The sequence below is a fragment of the Pseudomonas sp. EA_35y_Pfl2_R111 genome (genome assembly GCF_963970955.1).
Taxonomy (GTDB): domain Bacteria; phylum Pseudomonadota; class Gammaproteobacteria; order Pseudomonadales; family Pseudomonadaceae; genus Aquipseudomonas.
Window position 1 is genome coordinate 390,589 of sequence record NZ_CAXAOM010000002.1, and the last position, 17,769, is coordinate 408,357.

Annotated in this window: 16 protein-coding genes; 3 read left to right on the forward strand and 13 right to left on the reverse strand. The window is 58.3% G+C overall.

Annotation, left to right across the window (positions count from 1 at the left end; translation table 11 throughout):
- Positions 1–111: 111 nt before the first annotated feature.
- Positions 112–849 (forward strand): uroporphyrinogen-III C-methyltransferase, encoded by a 738-nt coding sequence (gene cobA / locus AACY25_RS10385; protein WP_339524348.1) that lies wholly within the window; start codon positions 112–114, stop codon positions 847–849.
- Between the two features lie 191 nt (positions 850–1,040).
- On the opposite strand, the gene AACY25_RS10390 is transcribed toward cobA, so the two are convergent.
- The 8 genes from AACY25_RS10390 to ppsA form a co-directional block, all read right to left on the reverse strand.
- Positions 1,041–2,006 (reverse strand): OmpA family protein, encoded by a 966-nt coding sequence (locus AACY25_RS10390; protein ID WP_339524350.1) that lies wholly within the window; start codon positions 2,004–2,006, stop codon positions 1,041–1,043.
- A 99-nt stretch (positions 2,007–2,105) separates the two neighbouring features.
- On the reverse strand, positions 2,106–2,705 hold the full coding sequence (gene sigX, locus AACY25_RS10395; RefSeq protein WP_339524352.1) for an RNA polymerase sigma factor SigX: 600 nt from the start codon (positions 2,703–2,705) through the stop codon (positions 2,106–2,108).
- Between the two features lie 88 nt (positions 2,706–2,793).
- Positions 2,794–3,609, reverse strand: coding sequence for a mechanosensitive ion channel family protein (locus AACY25_RS10400; protein ID WP_339524353.1), 816 nt, complete (start codon positions 3,607–3,609; stop codon positions 2,794–2,796).
- Between the two features lie 2 nt (positions 3,610–3,611).
- Positions 3,612–3,857, reverse strand: a complete 246-nt coding sequence (locus AACY25_RS10405) for a CrfX protein (protein WP_339524355.1) — start codon at positions 3,855–3,857, stop codon at positions 3,612–3,614.
- Between the two features lie 54 nt (positions 3,858–3,911).
- Positions 3,912–4,907, reverse strand: coding sequence for a zinc transporter ZntB (locus AACY25_RS10410; protein WP_339524357.1), 996 nt, complete (start codon positions 4,905–4,907; stop codon positions 3,912–3,914).
- 20 nt (positions 4,908–4,927) lie between these two features.
- Positions 4,928–5,416, reverse strand: coding sequence for a ribonuclease E activity regulator RraA (gene rraA / locus AACY25_RS10415; RefSeq protein ID WP_339410865.1), 489 nt, complete (start codon positions 5,414–5,416; stop codon positions 4,928–4,930).
- A 65-nt stretch (positions 5,417–5,481) separates the two neighbouring features.
- Positions 5,482–6,489: an alpha/beta fold hydrolase gene (locus tag AACY25_RS10420; RefSeq protein WP_339524359.1), complete on the reverse strand. Its 1,008-nt coding sequence runs from the start codon at positions 6,487–6,489 to the stop codon at positions 5,482–5,484.
- A gap of 145 nt (positions 6,490–6,634) precedes the next feature.
- Complete coding sequence (ppsA, locus tag AACY25_RS10425; protein ID WP_339524361.1) at positions 6,635–9,010, reverse strand: phosphoenolpyruvate synthase; 2,376 nt, start codon at positions 9,008–9,010, stop codon at positions 6,635–6,637.
- A 220-nt stretch (positions 9,011–9,230) separates the two neighbouring features.
- On the opposite strand from ppsA, the gene ppsR reads away from it, so the two are divergent.
- Positions 9,231–10,049: a posphoenolpyruvate synthetase regulatory kinase/phosphorylase PpsR gene (ppsR, locus tag AACY25_RS10430; RefSeq protein ID WP_339524363.1), complete on the forward strand. Its 819-nt coding sequence runs from the start codon at positions 9,231–9,233 to the stop codon at positions 10,047–10,049.
- A gap of 66 nt (positions 10,050–10,115) precedes the next feature.
- Here ppsR and prpF read toward each other — a convergent pair whose 3' ends face one another.
- The 5 genes from prpF to AACY25_RS10455 all read right to left on the reverse strand — a co-directional run bounded on the left by prpF (position 10,116) and on the right by AACY25_RS10455 (position 16,923).
- Positions 10,116–11,303 carry a 2-methylaconitate cis-trans isomerase PrpF gene (gene prpF, locus AACY25_RS10435; RefSeq protein WP_339524364.1) on the reverse strand — a complete coding sequence of 396 codons (1,188 nt, stop codon included), beginning with the start codon at positions 11,301–11,303 and terminating at the stop codon, positions 10,116–10,118.
- 136 nt (positions 11,304–11,439) lie between these two features.
- The gene (gene acnD / locus AACY25_RS10440) at positions 11,440–14,049 is read right to left on the reverse strand and encodes a Fe/S-dependent 2-methylisocitrate dehydratase AcnD (RefSeq protein ID WP_339524991.1); all 2,610 of its coding nucleotides are present in this window, start codon (positions 14,047–14,049) and stop codon (positions 11,440–11,442) included.
- Positions 14,050–14,057: 8 nt separating this feature from the next.
- On the reverse strand, positions 14,058–15,218 hold the full coding sequence (prpC, locus tag AACY25_RS10445) for a bifunctional 2-methylcitrate synthase/citrate synthase (RefSeq protein ID WP_339524365.1): 1,161 nt from the start codon (positions 15,216–15,218) through the stop codon (positions 14,058–14,060).
- A 68-nt stretch (positions 15,219–15,286) separates the two neighbouring features.
- Entirely contained in the window at positions 15,287–16,171 is an 885-nt protein-coding gene (prpB, locus tag AACY25_RS10450) for a methylisocitrate lyase (protein ID WP_339524367.1), read from the reverse strand.
- Positions 16,168–16,923 (reverse strand): GntR family transcriptional regulator, encoded by a 756-nt coding sequence (locus tag AACY25_RS10455; protein WP_339524368.1) that lies wholly within the window; start codon positions 16,921–16,923, stop codon positions 16,168–16,170. Before AACY25_RS10455 ends, prpB begins: the two co-directional genes overlap by 4 nt.
- Before the next feature lie 307 nt (positions 16,924–17,230).
- Here AACY25_RS10455 and rloA point away from each other — a divergent pair, with 307 nt between their 5' ends.
- Positions 17,231–17,767: a retropepsin-like aspartic peptidase RloA gene (gene rloA / locus AACY25_RS10460; protein WP_339524369.1), complete on the forward strand. Its 537-nt coding sequence runs from the start codon at positions 17,231–17,233 to the stop codon at positions 17,765–17,767.
- The last annotated feature ends 2 nt before the right edge of the window (positions 17,768–17,769 follow it).

Here is a 17,769-nt window from a genome sequence, read left to right on the forward strand (position 1 = left end):
ACGTGAGTTTATTCAGCAGATTACTGGCCATCTAAATGATTGTTGCAACACGGCTGCTGCGTAGCCAAATCAAGCCAATGCTGGTGATGCACAAGAGCTGAGGAGATCAATATGAGCGCAAAAGTCTGGCTGGTTGGCGCAGGCCCCGGTGACCCGGAGCTGCTGACCCTCAAGGCGGTCAAAGCTCTGAACCAGGCCGAGATCGTAATGATCGATGACCTGGTCAACCCCGCCGTACTGGAACACTGCCCCAAGGCGCGGATCATGCCGGTAGGCAAGCGCGGCGGTTGTCGCTCCACCCCGCAGGCGTTTATTCACCGTCTGATGCTGCGCTGTGCGCGCCAGGGCAAATGCGTGGTGCGTCTGAAAGGCGGCGATCCATGCATCTTCGGCCGTGGCAGCGAAGAAGCCGACTGGCTGAACGAGCACGGTATCGAAGTGGAAATGGTCAACGGCATCACCGCAGGGCTCGCGGGCGCCACCAATTGCGGCATCCCCCTGACTCTGCGTGGCGTAGCGCGCGGAGTAACTCTGGTTACCGCGCACACCCAGGACGATAGCAGCCTGAACTGGTCAGCCCTGGCTAAAAGCGGCACCACATTGGTGGTGTATATGGGCGTGGCAAAGCTGCCGGAAATCCGCGAAAGCCTGCTGGCAGGTGGCATGCGCGCCGACATGCCGGTGGCCATGATCGAGAACGCCTCGCTGCCACAACAGCGTGAGTGCCGCAGCAGCCTCGCAGCCATGCAACAAGCCGCCGACGACTTCCAATTGAAAAGTCCGGCCATTCTGGTAATTGGCGAGGTCGCCGCTCAACCCAACATGCAGCTCGCTGCTATCAGTGCCTAACCGCTTCGCGCTCCGCGAAGTTCCCCTTGCCCGCCACAAGCGGGCTTTTTTATAGCGGGGCTTTTTTGCAGACAAAAGAGAATCGGAAAGCACTTTAACGTCGCGCAGCGACGGCCCGCAGGCTGCCAGGGATGGCAGGCCAATAAAAGAAAAACCCGGCCGAAGCCGGGTTTTCTATACAGCCAGATCGATTACTGCTTGATCTGGGCTTCTACTTCAGCTTCTACGCGGCGGTTAACAGCGCGGCCAGCGTCGGTAGCGTTATCAGCAACCGGGCGGGACTCACCGTAGCCAGCAGCGTTAACGCGAGCAGCGTCTACGCCGTACTGGTTGACCAGCACGTCACGAACAGCGCTTGCACGACGCTCAGACAGATTCTGGTTGTAGGCATCGCTGCCGACGGCGTCAGTATGACCTTCAACCACGGTGGTGGTTTGTGGGTACTGCTTCATGAAGTCAGCCAGGTTCTTGATATCGCCGTAGCTTTCTTCTTTAACGCTGGCTTTGTCGAAGTCGAACTTAACGTCCAGCTCAACGCGAACCAGTTCCATCGGCTCTTCAACAGCTACTGGCTCTGGAGTCGGTTCAACTGCAGCAACCGGAGCCGGAGCAGGCTTGCTACCGCCACCGAAGTTCATACCGATGCCGACGCTTGGAGCCCACTCGGTGTCGCCCTGGTCGATGTTGTACTGAGCTTCAACGCCTGCACGGGCATAGAAGTTGTCGGTGAAGTAGTACTTGGCACCGCCGCCAATGTTGGCGAAGGTAGAACCGTTACGACCACCGCGGCCGGATTGACCGATGCTCTGATCCGAGAAACCGGCAGAAACGTAAGGACGCAGTGCGTCGCCAGCGTTGTTGAAGTGGTACAGAGCATCCAGAGCGGTGTTGGAGCCCTTGATGTTGCGGCCATCTTCGCCACGAGCGTTGTGCACTTCGTCGTAAGCAAGGCGCAGTTCAACATCGTCAGTCAGGTAGTAGCCGATGCTACCGCCGAACAGGTTACCGTTGTTCTTGAAGTCACGGGCGCTGTCGAACATTTCTTTCTTGGCAAAACCCTCCACTTCGACAGCGCCTTGACCCTGAGCCAGAACGCTGAGGGAGGATGTGGCCAGCAACGAGCCAATGACAACGCCTAAAGTGTTTTTCAGTTTCATTACTAATGTTCCCTATCTTGGTGGTCAGTAAGTTGTCTGACAAACACAAGACAACTCAGCCGGCAATTCTAACAGAATTAACCGTTAGCTATGATGGCTTTACTCAAGATAAGTTTCAGTGCTATCCGCAAATTTATCGCGCAAACGATCAAGTGCGCGTTTATAGCGCATTTTCGTGGCGCTCAGGCCCATGTGCATAATGTCGGCAATCTCTTGAAACTCCAGCTCTGCGACAAAACGTAGCACCAGTATTTCCCGGTCTATAGGATTTACATGCACCAACCAACGGTCAAGGCCAGCTTTATCTTCAGGCTTTGGTGTTTTTTCCTCGGATGCCTCTTCGAGCGGATCCAAACTTAAGGCATCAATAAGACGACGTTTACGCCGCTCTTTGCGATATTGGGTAATACATTCGTTATAGGTAATGCTATACAGCCAGGTTTTAAACTTAGATTTACCTTCAAAGTTCTTTAGGCCATATAAGACCTTAAGCATGACCTCTTGACAGACATCGTCCGCATCACGGTCATTACCTAAATAGCGCGCGCACACATTGAATAAAGTGCGCTGGTAACGGCGCATCAGCTCTTCATAGGCGCGGGTGATGTGAAATAACTCGTCATGGGAACGCGCCACCAACTCTTCGTCCGAGAGTTCGCGGGGATCGTAACGCAGAGACGCAGAGTGGGCTTTATTCAAAACGAGTCGGGCCGACAGTCAGGACATAAGCCAGCGCAGCCTGCAAATCAGGCTGCGGATTGGCCGCATACAATAACAGGGATTGGCCTTAGCGGCTGCTTACCTGCTGCTCGAGCAAAGTACGGTTAGCCACTGAAACGAGCTCGCCGGCCTCTGTCAGCAGTGTGGTTTTGACCGTACCGATTTCCTCGATCTGCCCTTCGACCGCACCTACCTGCACTTGTTGCCCGACTTCGTACAACTCGCGCACATAAATGCCGGCCAGAATCTGGCTGGCAATATCCCGGCTGCCCAGGCCCAGCGCGAGGGCGACAGCCAGCCCCACCGAGATCAGCACAATGGCGATCACGTTATTGAGCAGGTCAGTCTTCACTTCAAGCTGACCGATCGCCACCGAGATACTGATGATAATCACCAGCCCCTGTGCAACACGCCCCAGGCCGTTGGCGTAATCCAGCCCGACACCTTCCGCCGCGCCACGCACCAGGCCGCTGACCAGCTGCGCCAGCAACACGCCAGCGAGCAATACCAGTGCTGCGCCGAACACTTTTGGCAGGTACAGGGCCAGCACATCCAGCGTTGCGGAAACCCGTTCCAGCCCCAACGACTCAGCGGCCGTAACCAAGAAGATCAACAACACGAACCAGTAAACGATCTTGCCGATCAAGGTCGATACCGGTACCTGGATACCGGCACGGCTCAACAGTTTGGTCAGCCCCGTACCAGCCATCAGACGATCCAGGCCGATCTTGCCAAGCAGCTTGGACAGCAGCGTGTCGAGGAACTTAGCCACCACAAAACCCAGCAGGACCACCACCATGGCGCCAAACAAGCGCGGGATAAAGGCGGCAATCGGGGTCCAAACGCTGGCCATCGCGTCAACCAGAACTTGAGTAAATTCCATGCTCAGTCAGCCTTATTAACAGTTGAATCGTTGGTTTTACGACGCGAGACCGGCGCCACATGCGCCGAACCATTATTCAGCGCAATCATCAGCGCGCCGGCCCAATGCCCCATTAGGGCAAATAGATCACCGGCGCCGACCTGGCGATTGGCGGTTTTCAGCACGCGATGCAGGCAGGCGTCATCGTCGTGACTCGAGGCGGGCGACTTGAGCAAATCGCGCAGTGATTCTTCAAAGGGATCGTGCATGGCGCACCTCACAGGATGTGACGGCTAGACGAGGTGAATACGGGGCAAGTCACATCAGATCCAGCGCAAGCGACGAAACAGCAGCCATTGCACCAGCGCTACCAGTGCCATTAGCGAGCACGCCAGAAGAAACCCATAAGGGCTTTCAGAGCCTGGAATACCGCCGACATTGATGCCGAGCAAGCCGGTGAGAAAACTCATCGGCAGGAATATTCCGGTGATGATGCCGAAGCGGTACATGGTGTGGTTCATCCGCTCATCCATGCGCCGATTTTCAGCCTCCAGCAGCAAGTTGACCCGCTCACGGCTCAACTCCAACTCTTCGAGGTAGCGCGTCAGGCGGTTATTCAGCTCGTTCCAGTAGCTGCTGTCAGCACCCACCAGCCAGGCTTGTGCGCTGGCCGTAAGCTGTCCGTAGATATCGCGCTGTGGCGACAGAAAACGCCGCAGACTGGCAGCTCGGCGGCGGATTTGCAGCAGTACAGAATGATCAGGCGGCTGACTCTCCAGCGCATCGGCGCGCTCTTCCTGATCATCAACCTGCTCGGACAACTCGCCGACCAGCCGCTCGACCTTGTCGGTCAGGTAATGTGCCAGACGCAGAATCAGCTCAGCCGAGGTTTTCGGCCCCCGCCCCGCCAGCAGATCCTCGATCAAGTCCTCAGTCGCGCGCAACGGCCGTAAGCGCAGGGAGATCGCCCGCTGGCTATCGGCAAAGATGCGCACCGAGACCATGTCCTCGGGCTCGGCTCCAGGGTTGAGGTTCAAACCGCGCAGAAACAACAGCAATTGCCGTTCAGGCAGAGCCAGCAGACGCGGACGGGTGTTCTCTTCTAGCAGCAGATCGCAAGCAAAAGCGCTCAGGCCGCTGTCTGCGCGCAACCAGGTTTGCGTCTGCGGGTGACTGCGATCCCAGTGCAGCCAGAGGCTTTCCTGCTCGTCCAGCACCAACCCGTGCAGCTCCTGCCGAGCAATACTGCGGGCGCCGCCCTGACCGTTAAGGACAAAAGCGTGGACCAGCCCCCATTGCGCGTCGTCACCTTCGTGCATGACCGTTTCCTGCAAGCGCCCTACTCCGGCATCTGCAGGGCAGACGGCGAGATGATCACGCCATTGTTGTCGGCATAGATAAACTCGCCTGGGCGAAAGGTCACGCCGCCGAAGGTCACCGCAACATTGAGATCGCCGATACCGCGCTTGTCTGTTTTCATCGGGTGGCTAGCCAGGGCCTGGATGCCCAAGTCGGTTTGCGCCAGTACGTCGACATCGCGCACACAGCCGTACACCACAATGCCTTCCCAGCCATTCTTCGCAGCTTTCTCGGCAAGCATATCGCCCAGCAGCGCGCGGCGCATGGAGGCACCGCCGTCGACTACCAATACCTTGCCTTTGCCCGGCTGGTCGACCTGCTCCTTGACCAACGAGTTGTCCTCGAAGCACTTGACGGTGACGATTTCGCCGCCAAAGGAGTCGCGGCCGCCAAAGTTGCTGAACATCGGCTCAACCACTTGGATCAGCTCCGGGTAGGCGTCACATAGGTCAGGGGTGATGTAGTGCATGGCAAAACTCCTTGAAAGAGAGATGGACGTATAGACCAGTGCAGGCCAGATACTAGTCGCAAAACTTAATCTGACAAAACGGCTTTGTTGCGCTCTAGCTCGCTACTTTCAACCTCGGCAGCAACCTGCGGACTGTTAAGCAACCACTGCTCAACCAGCGGCCAGACCTCGCGTTGCGCTTCTTTGCTGACGAGCATTTCTACATGGCCGAAATCACCGCTAAAGCCATGCTTCTTACCCAAACACAGAAACTCGCTCAAGGGCGAGCCAAATTGCTTGAGCAACTTCTCGCACGCCCAGGCCGGGTCCTGTTGATCGCCCAGTGCGGCCACCGCCATGACTGGTACACGTACCTCGGCCAGGCCAGCCCACCAATCGCGCTCATTATCACCAAAACGGCCGAATAGCCCGTGCCAGCGTAGGCTTTCTATCGCCAGGCCAATCGGCTCATCCTCAGGACCACGCTTGAGCCGCGGGCCGGAGATCACCGAGAAACGTTTAAGCAGTAAGCGACTGCCCCACTCCAGCGGTGGCAATTTCAGCGGCCAATACACCCGGCTGACCTGACTGCCAAACAGTACGCCGGAGGCGACTTTGCTTTCACTCAGGTAATGCCCACCAAGCGCTCCGGCGAGCGTAATCCCGCCAAGCGAATGCCCCAGCCAGTGGGCTTTTTGCGGGTTTTGCTCATAGATAAAGTCAGCAATGGCCGGCAAGTCGTAACGCACGTAGTCACTGACTGTGTTGCGCGAATAGTCGCGATTACGCGGCGACAAGCCATGGCCGCGCATCTCGGCGATCCACACATCAAAACCGGCGCGCGCCAGGTAGGGCCCCAGGCCAATGCACTTGGGCGAATACCAGAAGCGTCGATTGGAAAAGCTGCCAGGAAGCAAAATCACCGGCACGCCACGATCCTGCTCATGCCCGGCACGGCCGAGGCGCGTCAGGGCCAGCTCGACACTGCTGTCCGGGCTATTGCCCGGCTTGAGGCGATAGACATCCTCGCTTAAATCGCCACGCAACTCCGCGCTGATCAAGGCGACGGGGAAAAGCTCACTGCTGCTTTGCATCGATCTTCGCTCTGGTACAACAAATTGCCGGGAGCAATTCTTTCACGTCGCAAGCGACGGCCCGGAGGGGATATAGCACTGGTATGTGCTGGCACAAAAAAGGGCAGGATCAACCCGCCCTTGTATCGACGTTTTACAAGCGCTATCAGGCTGGAGCTTGACCTTCGGCCAAGAAGAACCAGGTATCAAGCACCGAATCTGGGTTCAGCGACACGCTTTCGATGCCCTGCTCCATCAGCCAGCGCGCTAGATCCGGGTGATCCGAAGGACCCTGACCGCAAATACCAATGTACTTGCCGGCCTTATTACAGGCCTGAATGGCGTTGCTCAGCAGCTTCTTCACCGCCGGATTACGCTCATCAAACAGGTGTGCGACGATGCCGGAGTCGCGATCCAGGCCCAGGGTCAGCTGGGTCAGGTCGTTGGAGCCGATGGAGAATCCGTCGAAAAACTCAAGAAACTCTTCGGCCAGAATCGCATTGGACGGCAGTTCGCACATCATGATGACCTTCAGGCCATCCTGACCACGCGCCAGACCGTTGGCGGCCAACAGGTCGACCACCTGACTGGCTTCGCCCAGAGTGCGCACAAACGGCACCATGATTTCAACGTTAGTCAGGCCCATCTCGTTACGCACTTTCTTCAGCGCGCGGCATTCGAGTTCGAAGCAATCGCGGAAGGATTCACTGATGTAACGCGAAGCACCACGGAAGCCCAGCATCGGGTTCTCTTCTTCCGGCTCGTAAAGCTTGCCGCCGATCAGGTTGGCGTATTCATTGGACTTGAAGTCCGACAGGCGCACGATAACCTTCTTCGGCCAGAACGCCGCAGCCAGGGTGCTGATGCCCTCGACCAGCTTCTCGACGTAGAAATTGACCGGATCGTCGTAACCGGCGATACGCTTTTCAACGCTATCCTTGATCTCCGGCGGCAGGCCGGCGAAATTCAGCAGCGCTTTCGGGTGCACGCCGATCATGCGGTTGATGATGAACTCCAGACGCGCCAGGCCAACACCTTCGTTGGGCAGCTGAGCGAAATCGAAGGCGCGGTCAGGGTTACCGACGTTCATCATGATCTTGAACGGCAGATCCGGCATGGCATCGACCGAATTCTTGCGAATGTCGAAGCCCAGCTCGCCTTCGAAGATAAAACCGGTGTCGCCCTCGGCGCAGGAAACTGTCACACCCATGCCGTCTTTCAGCACCTGGGTGGCGTTACCACAGCCGACGACCGCAGGAATGCCCAGCTCACGAGCGATGATCGCGGCGTGACAGGTACGCCCGCCGCGGTTGGTGACGATGGCGCTGGCGCGCTTCATCACCGGCTCCCAATCCGGGTCGGTCATGTCGGAAACCAGCACATCGCCGGGCTGCACTTTGTCCATCTCGGACACGTCATGGATAACCCGCACGCGGCCCGCACCGATCTTCTGACCGATAGCGCGACCTTCCACCAGCACGGTGCCGGTTTCCTTTAGCAGGTAGCGCTCCATCACATTGACGTTAGTGCGACTTTTCACCGTTTCAGGGCGTGCTTGAACGATATACAGCTTGCCGTCATCACCGTCTTTAGCCCACTCGATGTCCATCGGGCGGCCGTAGTGCTTCTCGATGATCATCGCCTGTTTGGCCAGCTCGCTGACCTCAGCATCACTCAGGCAGAAGCGTGCGCGCTCGGCGCGATCCACATCGACGACCTTGACCGATTTACCGGCCTTGGCTTCGTCGCCATAGATCATCTTGATCGCTTTGCTGCCCAGGTTACGGCGCAGAATCGCTGGGCGCCCTGCTTCCAGGGTCTGCTTGTGCACGTAAAACTCGTCCGGGTTGACCGCACCCTGCACCACAGTTTCACCGAGGCCGTAGGCGCCGGTGATAAACACCACGTCGCGGAAGCCCGACTCGGTATCCAGGGTGAACATCACGCCGGCCGTGCCAGTTTCCGAACGCACCATGCGCTGCACGCCGGCGGACAAGGCGACCAGTTTGTGGTCGAAGCCTTGATGCACGCGGTAGGCGATGGCGCGGTCGTTGAACAGCGAGGCGAATACTTCTTTGGCTGCGCGGATTACGTTATCCACGCCGCGAATATTCAGGAAGGTTTCCTGCTGGCCGGCAAAGGAAGCATCCGGCAGATCTTCGGCTGTGGCCGACGAGCGCACGGCAACGGCCATATTCTCGTTGCCGTCAGCCATTTCAGCGAAGGCGGTGCGGATCTGGCTGTTCAGCTCTTCGGGGAAGGAGGCGTCCATCACCCACTGACGGATCTGCGCACCGGTTTTGGCTAGGGCATTGACGTCGTCAACATCCAAGGCATCCAAAGCCTCATGAATCTGCGCATTCAGGCCGCTCAGCTCGAGAAAATCTCGGTAGGCCTGGGCTGTGGTGGCGAAACCACCGGGCACCGAAACTCCGGCACCAGCAAGATTGCTGATCATCTCGCCCAGGGAGGCGTTCTTGCCCCCTACGTGCTCAACATCATGATTGCCGAGCTTATCGAGGGAAACTACGTACTCTACCAAGGTGATCTCTCCACTAAATTGTTGGAAAAGCTCAGAACCTGTCCAAGATTGCTTACAGCTTGAACAGACCATCTTAAGGCAGGGAAAGTTCGGCGGCTTACATGCCCGCACGATTGTGGCCTGGCCCTGGAAAATAAGTAACAATGCCGACCAGATCGGCCCTGCAACGGCGGGCCTATGATAGCCAAGATTCGTCCTCAGCTTAAGGCCCATGGCGCAAATGAAACGAACCGCTTTTTTCATCTCTGATGGCACCGGCATCACCGCCGAAACCCTGGGCCAAAGCCTGCTGGCTCAGTTTGAAACCATCAACTTTACCAAACTCACGCGCCCCTACATCGACAGCGTGGAAAAAGCGCGCGCAATGGTACAACAAATCAACAACGCGGCCGAGAAAGACGGCGCCAGGCCAATCATCTTCGACACCATCGTCAATCAGGATATTCGCGACATCCTGGGCGAGTCCGATGGTTTTATGATCGATATCTTCTCCAGCTTTCTCGCTCCACTGGAGCAGGAACTGACATCGCATTCGTCCTATTCGGTCGGTAAATCGCACTCCATCGGACACAACTCCAACTACATGGAGCGTATCGAGGCAGTGAACTTCGCCCTAGACAATGACGACGGCGCCCGCACTCACTATTACGACAAGGCTGATCTTATTCTGGTTGGCGTCTCGCGCTGCGGCAAAACCCCGACCTGCCTGTATATGGCCATGCAGTACGGTATTCGTGCCGCTAATTACCCCCTGACCGAAGATGACATGGAGCGCTTGCAGTTGCCGGCCGTGCTGAAAAAGCATAAGGACAAGCTGTTCGGCCTGACCATCGACCCGGATCGCCTCACCGCCATCCGCCACGAGCGCAAGCCCAACAGCCGCTACGCCAGCTTTGCCCAGTGCGAGTTTGAAGTGCGCGAGGTGGAAAATCTGTTCCGCCGCGAGAACATCAACTTTATCAACTCCACCTATTTCTCCGTGGAAGAAATATCCGCGAAAATCCTGGTGGAAAAAGGTGTTGAGCGCCGCCTCAAGTAACCCGCACAAGCCGTTGAAGCAAAAACAAAAGGCTCGAACACTTCGAGCCTTTTCTCATTTATAAACCTACGCAGGATCGCCCGGCACGCGCACCCAACCCTCCATCAGGATGCGCGCGCTGCGCGACATAATGGCCTTGGTTACCGTCCACTGGCCGTCAACCAGCGCCGCCTGAGCGCCAACGCGCAAGGTGCCGGATGGATGACCAAAACGCACCGCTTCGCGCGCACTGCCACCCGCCGCCAGATTGACCAAAGTACCGGGAATCGCCGCTGCCGTACCGATGGCCACTGCACAGGTACCCATCATCGCGTGATGCAACTTACCCATGGACAGCGCGCGCACCAGCAGATCGACGTCACCGGCCTGTACCGTCTTGCCGCTGGATGACAGGTAGTCCTTGGGCTTGGCGACAAATGCGATTTTCGGCGTGTGCTGCCGGGTCGCTGCTTCTTCTGCCGTCTTGATCAACCCCATGCGCAAGGCGCCGGCCACGCGGATTTTCTCGAAACGCGCCAACTGTTCAGGATCGCCATTGATCTGCTCGCGCAGCTCGGTGCCGCTGTAGCCAATGTCTTCGGCATTAACAAATACGGTCGGAATACCGGCAGTGATCATGGTTGCCTTGAAGGTGCCGACGCCAGGTACCTCCAAGTCATCAATCAGATTACCGGTGGGAAACATCGAACCACCCTCCTCGCCATCATCGGACGGATCGAGGAATTCCAACACGATCTCGGCAGCCGGAAAGGTCACTCCATCCAGCTCGAAGTCGCCGGTTTCCTGCACCTGGCCATTGCTGACCGGCACATGGGCGATGATGGTTTTCTGGATATTGGCCTGCCAGATACGCACCACACACACGCCGTTTTCCTGGATACGCGCGGGATCGAGCAAACCTGCGTGAATGGCAAAGGCCCCTGCTCCGGTGGACAGGTTGCCGCAGTTGCCGCTCCAGTCGACGAAAGCCTTATCGATGGAGACCTGACCATACAGGTAGTCGACATCGTGATCTGGCTGGCTGCTTTTCGACAGGATTACGCATTTGCTGGTGCTGGAAGTCGCGCCGCCCATGCCATCGATCTGCGCGGCATAAGGATCGGGGCTACCGATCACGCGCATAAACAGCTTGTCGCGCGCCGCGCCCGGCACCTGGCAGCTTGGCGGCAGGTCCTGCAAACGGAAAAACACGCCCTTGCTAGTGCCGCCACGCATATAGGTGGCGGGGATTCTGATCTGGGATGGATGAGGCATGATTTCGTCCTGGCTGAGAGATGAAGGTAGCCCAGAGTGCATCCGGGCTATGCGCCTGGCGTACGGTGGATGGCGCTTCTCCATCCACCGTACAGAGCGCAACGGTGGATCGGTGAGGCGTGATCCACCCTACAGTTCAAGCCACACTGCCTTCCAAGAAGTCCTGAGCGAAACGCTGCAGCACGCCGCCAGCGTTGTACACGTTGACTTCGGCCGCGGTATCCAGACGGCAGATCACCGGCACCTTGACCACCTCACCGTTGCGGCGATTGACCACCAGGGTCAGATCACAGCGTGGCGATACAACGCCTTGGATGTCATAGGTTTCAGTGCCGTCGAGGCCGAGGGTCAGGCGGGTGATACCCGGCTTGAACTCCACCGGCAACACGCCCATGCCAACCAGATTGGTACGGTGAATGCGCTCGAAGCCTTCGGCGACGATCACTTCCACGCCCGCCAGACGTACGCCCTTGGCAGCCCAGTCACGCGACGAGCCCTGACCGTAGTCAGCACCGGCAACGATGATCAGGTTCTGCTTGCGGTTCATGTAGGTTTCGATCGCTTCCCACATGCGCATAACCTTGCCTTCCGGCTCGACGCGCGCCAGCGAACCCTTCTTCACTACGCCGTCAACAATGGCCATTTCATTGACCAGTTCTTTGTTGGCGAAAGTAGCGCGCTGCGCCGTCAGGTGGTCGCCGCGGTGGGTGGCGTAGGAGTTGAAGTCCTCCTCCGGCAGGCCCATCTTGTGCAGGTATTCACCGGCGGCCGAGTTCATCTGGATCGCGTTGGACGGTGACAGGTGGTCGGTGGTGATGTTGTCCGGCAAGATTGCCAGCGGCAGCATGCCCTTGAGCGTGCGCTCACCGGCCAGCGCGCCTTCCCAGTACGGCGGACGGCGGATATAGGTGGACATCGGGCGCCAGTCGTACAGCGGGCTTTCCGCTTCCTCGATAGTGCCCAGATCGAACATCGGGATGTAGATCTGCTTGAACTGCTCCGGCTTCACCGAGGCAGCAACGATAGCGTCGATCTCCTCGTCGCTTGGCCACAGGTCCTTCAGGGTGACGGGGTTGCCGGCCTTGTCGATACCCAACACATCCTGCTCGATGTCGAAACGCACGGTACCGGCGATGGCGTAGGCCACGACCAGCGGCGGCGAAGCGAGGAAGGCCTGCTTGGCGTACGGGTGAATGCGCCCGTCGAAGTTGCGGTTACCGGACAGTACCGCAGTGGCGTACAGATCGCGGTCGATGATTTCCTGCTGGATTACCGGGTCCAGAGCACCGGACATGCCGTTACAGGTGGTACAGGCATAGCCGACAATGCCGAAGCCGAGCTTTTCCAGCTCCGACAGCAGACCGGCATCTTCCAGGTACAGCTTGGCGACCTTGGAGCCCGGGGCGAAGGAAGTCTTGACCCACGGCTTGCGCAGTAGACCCAGCTCGTTGGCCTTCTTCGCCAGCAAACCGGCGGCAACCACGTTGCGGGGGTTGGACGTGTTGGTGCAGCTGGTGATGGCGGCGATGATCACCGCGCCATCTGGCAGCAGACCTTCGGCTTCCGCGACCCTGGACGCAGCCAGCATGGCGTCGCCAGCAATGCCGCGCTCTTGCAGTGCCGAAGTCGGCAGGCGCTTGTGCGGGTTGGACGGGCCAGCCATGTTGCGCACCACGGTGGACAGATCGAAGCTCAGTACCCGCTCGTACTCAGCAGTAACCAGCGCATCGGCCCACAGACCGGTGGTCTTGGCGTAATTCTCTACCAGCTCAATTTGCTCCGGCTCGCGACCAGTGAGCTTGAGGTAGTCGATAGTCTGCTGGTCGATATAGAACATCGAAGCGGTGGCGCCGTATTCCGGGCACATGTTGGAGATGGTCGCGCGATCGCCGATTGACAGGCTATCCGCACCCGGGCCGAAGAACTCGACCCAGGCACCGACCACGCGCTCCTTGCGCAAGAACTCGGTGATGGCCAGGACGATGTCGGTGGCGGTAATGCCAGGCTGGCGCTTGCCAGTGAGCTGCACGCCGACGATGTCGGGCAGGCGCATCATCGACGGCAGGCCGAGCATCACGGTTTCCGCTTCCAGACCGCCGACGCCGATGGCGATCACACCCAGGGCATCGACGTGCGGGGTGTGCGAGTCGGTGCCCACGCAGGTATCGGGGAAGGCCACGCCGCCCCGCGCCTGGATCACCGGGCTCATTTTCTCCAGGTTGATCTGGTGCATGATGCCGTTACCGGCCGGGATCACGTCGACGTTCTTGAACGCGGTCTTGGTCCACTCGATAAAGTGGAAACGGTCCTCGTTACGACGGTCTTCGATGGCGCGGTTCTTGGCGAACGCATCCGGGTCGAAGCCTGGGGCTTCCACGGCCAGGGAGTGGTCAACGATCAGCTGGGTCGGCACCACCGGATTGACTTTGGACGGGTCACCGCCCTTCTCGGCGATGGCATCACGCAGGCCAGCCAGGTCGACCAGAGCGGTCTGACCGAGGATGTCGTGACAGACCACCCGCGCCGGGTACCAGGGAAAATCCAGGTCCTGCTTGCGCTCGATCAGCTGCTTGAGCGAATCGGTCAGTGCATCCGGCTCGCAGCGGCGTACCAGCTGCTCGGCCAGCACGCGGGATACGTAGGGCAGCTTGGCATAGGCACCGGGGGCAATGGCATCCACCGCCTCGCGGGTATCGAAATAGTCCAGCGCGGTGCCGGGCAGCGGCTTGCGGTATTGGCTGTTCATGTTGTTCATTACTTGCGGTCCTTGAGCGGCACGAACTTGAGGTCTTCGGGACCGTTGTAGTTGGCGCTCGGACGGATGATTTTGCCGTCGATACGTTGCTCGATCACATGGCTGGACCAGCCTGAGGTGCGCGCAATCACGAACAGCGGAGTGAACATGGCAGTCGGCACGCCCATCATGTGATAGCTGACGGCGCTGAACCAATCCAGGTTGGGGAACATCTTCTTGATTTCCCACATGGTGCTTTCTAGACGCTCGGCGATGTCGTACATCTTCATATTGCCCTGCTCCACCGACAGCTCGCGGGCGACTTCCTTGATCACCTTGTTACGGGGGTCGCTAACGGTGTAAACCGGGTGACCGAAACCAATCACCACTTCCTTCTTTTCCACGCGGGCACGGATATCGGTTTCAGCCTCATCGGCGCTGTCGTAGCGCTTCTGGATCTCGAAGGCCACTTCGTTGGCACCGCCGTGTTTGGGGCCGCGCAGTGCGCCGATGCCGCCAGCGATGCAGCTGTACATATCGGAACCGGTGCCGGCGATCACCCGCGAGGTAAAGGTCGAGGCATTGAATTCATGCTCGGCATACAGGTTGAGCGAGGTGTGCATGGCACGTACCCAGGAATCTCGCGGCTTCTCACCATGCAGCAGATGCAGGAAGTGGCCACCGATGGAGTCATCGTCGGTTTCCACCTCGATGCGCTTACCGTTGTGGCTGAAGTGATACCAGTACAGCAGCGCGGAGCCCAGCGAGGCCATCAGCTTGTCGGCGATATCGCGGGCGCCTGGATGGTTGTGATCGTCTTTTTCCGGCGACACGCAACCCAGCACGGACACGGCGGTGCGCATCACATCCATCGGATGGGCGGACGGCGGCAGTTGCTCGAGCGAGACTTTCAGCGCCGCAGGCAACCCACGCAGGGCCTTGAGCTTGGCCTTGTAACCAGCCAGCTCGGCCACATTCGGCAGCTTGCCGTGGACCAGCAGGTGGGCGATTTCTTCAAACTCGCAACGGTTGGCAAAATCCAGCACGTCATAGCCGCGATAATGCAGGTCATTGCCCGTGCGGCCGACGGTGCACAGCGCGGTATTACCGGCTGTGGTGCCGCTCAGGGCCACGGATTTTTTCGGTTTGAAGCCTGGGGTGGTTTCCGGGGTCGCACTCATCGCTAATCTCTCCTCATCCGATCCGGTCGGTCGTTCTTTTAAGCAGGCGGCTAAGACCTGCGTTCCGGTTATTTTTTGGCGGCAAACAGCACGTCGAGGCTCTGCTCGAAGGCGTGATAATTGATGCGTTCGTACAGCTCCATGCGGGTTTGCATGGTGTCGACCACATTCTTCTGCGTGCCGTCGCGGCGCACGGCCATATAGACGTTCTCGGCCGCCTTGTTCATGGCGCGGAAGGCCGACAGCGGGTACAGCACCAGGCCGACATCCACCGAGGCAAGCTCTTCGGTGGTGTACAGCGGCGTGGCGCCGAACTCGGTGATATTGGCCAAAATCGGTGCTTTTACCCGGTCGGCGAAGGTCTTGTACATCGCCAGTTCGGTGATGGCTTCTGGGAAGATCATGTCGGCACCGGCCTCGACACAGGCCGCGGCGCGGTCCAGCGCGGAGTTAAGGCCTTCCACGGCCAAGGCATCGGTACGTGCCATGATCACAAAGCTGTCATCGGTACGCGCATCGACCGCTGCCTTGATGCGGTCGACCATCTCCTGCTGGGTGACAATCTCCTTATTAGGGCGATGACCGCAGCGCTTGGCACCGACCTGATCTTCGATATGAATCGCCGCAGCGCCGAACTTGATCATCGATTTGACCGTGCGCGCGACGTTGAACGCCGAAGCGCCGAAGCCAGTGTCGACATCCACCAGCAGCGGCAGGTCGCACACGTCGGTGATACGGCGTACGTCGGTGAGTACGTCATCCAGGCCGGTGATGCCCAGATCAGGCAATCCGAGCGAACCTGCCGCGACACCGCCACCGGACAGATAGATCGCTTTGAAACCAGCGCGCTTGGCGAGCAGCGCATGGTTGGCGTTGATCGCGCCAATAACTTGCAGCGGATGCTCTTCGGCAACGGCATCACGGAAACGCTGGCCTGGTCTCTTCAAGCTCATGATTCACCTCGGGTTTTGGCTGTCTTGGGATGCGCGCCCTGCCCCATGCTCATGGCGCTAGCGGCGCTCATGGAATAGTGGCGCTCGATATTGCGTTTGGAGGCACCGATATGCCGGCGCATCAACAACTCGGCCAGCTCACCATCACGGTCGGCAATGGCATCGAGAATACGGTGGTGCTCGGCGAAGGCCTGGTGCGGTCGATTCGGCGTGGCGGAAAACTGCAGGCGGTACATGCGCACCAGCTGATACAGCTCGCCGCAGAGCATCTGGGTCAGGGTCTTGTTACCGCTACCTTGGATAATCCGGTAGTGAAAGTCGAAATCGCCTTCCTGCTGGTAGTAGCCGACCCCGGCTTTAAAGGCAGCGTCCTGCTCATGCAAGTCGAGCACAGTGCGCAGCTCATCGATTTCCGCCTGGGTCATGCGCTCGGCAGCTAGGCGACAAGCCATACCTTCCAGCGATTCACGAATTTCATAGAGTTCGATCAGTTCGGCGTGACTGAGCGACACCACCCGCGCGCCGATATGCGGCACACGTACCAGCAATCGCTGGCCTTCCAGACGGTGAATCGCCTCACGCAGCGGGCCACGGCTGATGCCGTAGGTGCGCGCCAGCTCAGGCTCAGAAATCTTGCTGCCGGGAGCAATTTCGCCCTTGACGATAGCCGCCTGAATACGCCGAAAAACCTGCTCGGAAAGGGTTTCAGAATCGTCTTGACTGGACTCTAGCGGCTCAATGACATCAAGCATATTGTCAACACTGCGCGAATTAAGTGCCTAAAAATTACTCCTAGAAGGTTAAAGTGTCAAACAACTCAACAACATTGTTGACAGTATCCATTACGACTTTAGCCCTCTACAGCCGCGACGTTACTTGCATAAACGCTTATAAGCGCCTGTCCTGACTGAAAAAGCCCATGATAGAATGCGCCCCGTTTAACGCTTGCAGAGGAATTTCCGCCTGCCTGCTAGACTCCAACCCCAGGCCCGCCAATAGCACCACGCGCGACCGACATTATTTGCTCGCCCCATCGTCAACGCCACGCCTTCAGGACTTATGACACTAAAGCCCTCCATCCTACTGCTATGCCTGCTACTTGCTCCCGGCCTGAGCCTGGCTGCGGAAAAGACAGTCTATGGGCTAAATGAATACGTCAGATTGTTCGACCTTGATCTGAAGCTGGCCGCCAAGCTCGACACTGGCGCCAAAACCGCTTCACTCAGCGCTCGCGACATCAAGCGTTTCAAACGCGATGGTGATACCTGGGTGCGCTTCTACCTGGCAATTGACGAAGCACACAGCAACCCAATCGAGCGCCCCTTGGCACGCATCAGCAAAATCAAACGGCGGGCGGGCGACTATGATCCAGAAGAAGAAAAAACCTATACCGCACGCCCCGTAATCGATATGGATGTATGCATGGGCAATGCTTTACGCACTATCGAAGTGAACTTGACCGACCGCAGTGCATTCCAATACCCGCTGTTGATAGGCTCCGAAGCGCTTAAACGTTTTTCAGCCCTAGTCGATCCGAGTCTTACATACGCAGCAGGCAGACCTGCCTGCGCCCCTGACGCAAACCTTGGCGAGTAACT

What these genes read in the sequence shown, in the direction of transcription:
- AACY25_RS10455 (WP_339524368.1), bottom strand. Translation starts at nt 16,923, where the DNA reads ATGCTTGATGTCATTGAGCCGCTAGAGTCCAGTCAAGACGATTCTGAA.
- cobA (WP_339524348.1), top strand. Translation starts at nt 112, where the DNA reads ATGAGCGCAAAAGTCTGGCTGGTTGGCGCAGGCCCCGGTGACCCGGAG.
- AACY25_RS10410 (WP_339524357.1), bottom strand. Translation starts at nt 4,907, where the DNA reads ATGCACGAAGGTGACGACGCGCAATGGGGGCTGGTCCACGCTTTTGTC.
- rloA (WP_339524369.1), top strand. Translation starts at nt 17,231, where the DNA reads ATGACACTAAAGCCCTCCATCCTACTGCTATGCCTGCTACTTGCTCCC.
- ppsR (WP_339524363.1), top strand. Translation starts at nt 9,231, where the DNA reads ATGAAACGAACCGCTTTTTTCATCTCTGATGGCACCGGCATCACCGCC.
- prpC (WP_339524365.1), bottom strand. Translation starts at nt 15,218, where the DNA reads ATGAGTGCGACCCCGGAAACCACCCCAGGCTTCAAACCGAAAAAATCC.
- AACY25_RS10400 (WP_339524353.1), bottom strand. Translation starts at nt 3,609, where the DNA reads ATGGAATTTACTCAAGTTCTGGTTGACGCGATGGCCAGCGTTTGGACC.
- rraA (WP_339410865.1), bottom strand. Translation starts at nt 5,416, where the DNA reads ATGCACTACATCACCCCTGACCTATGTGACGCCTACCCGGAGCTGATC.
- AACY25_RS10405 (WP_339524355.1), bottom strand. Translation starts at nt 3,857, where the DNA reads ATGCACGATCCCTTTGAAGAATCACTGCGCGATTTGCTCAAGTCGCCC.
- acnD (WP_339524991.1), bottom strand. Translation starts at nt 14,049, where the DNA reads ATGAACAGCCAATACCGCAAGCCGCTGCCCGGCACCGCGCTGGACTAT.
- prpF (WP_339524364.1), bottom strand. Translation starts at nt 11,303, where the DNA reads ATGCCTCATCCATCCCAGATCAGAATCCCCGCCACCTATATGCGTGGC.
- prpB (WP_339524367.1), bottom strand. Translation starts at nt 16,171, where the DNA reads ATGAGCTTGAAGAGACCAGGCCAGCGTTTCCGTGATGCCGTTGCCGAA.
- AACY25_RS10390 (WP_339524350.1), bottom strand. Translation starts at nt 2,006, where the DNA reads ATGAAACTGAAAAACACTTTAGGCGTTGTCATTGGCTCGTTGCTGGCC.
- AACY25_RS10420 (WP_339524359.1), bottom strand. Translation starts at nt 6,489, where the DNA reads ATGCAAAGCAGCAGTGAGCTTTTCCCCGTCGCCTTGATCAGCGCGGAG.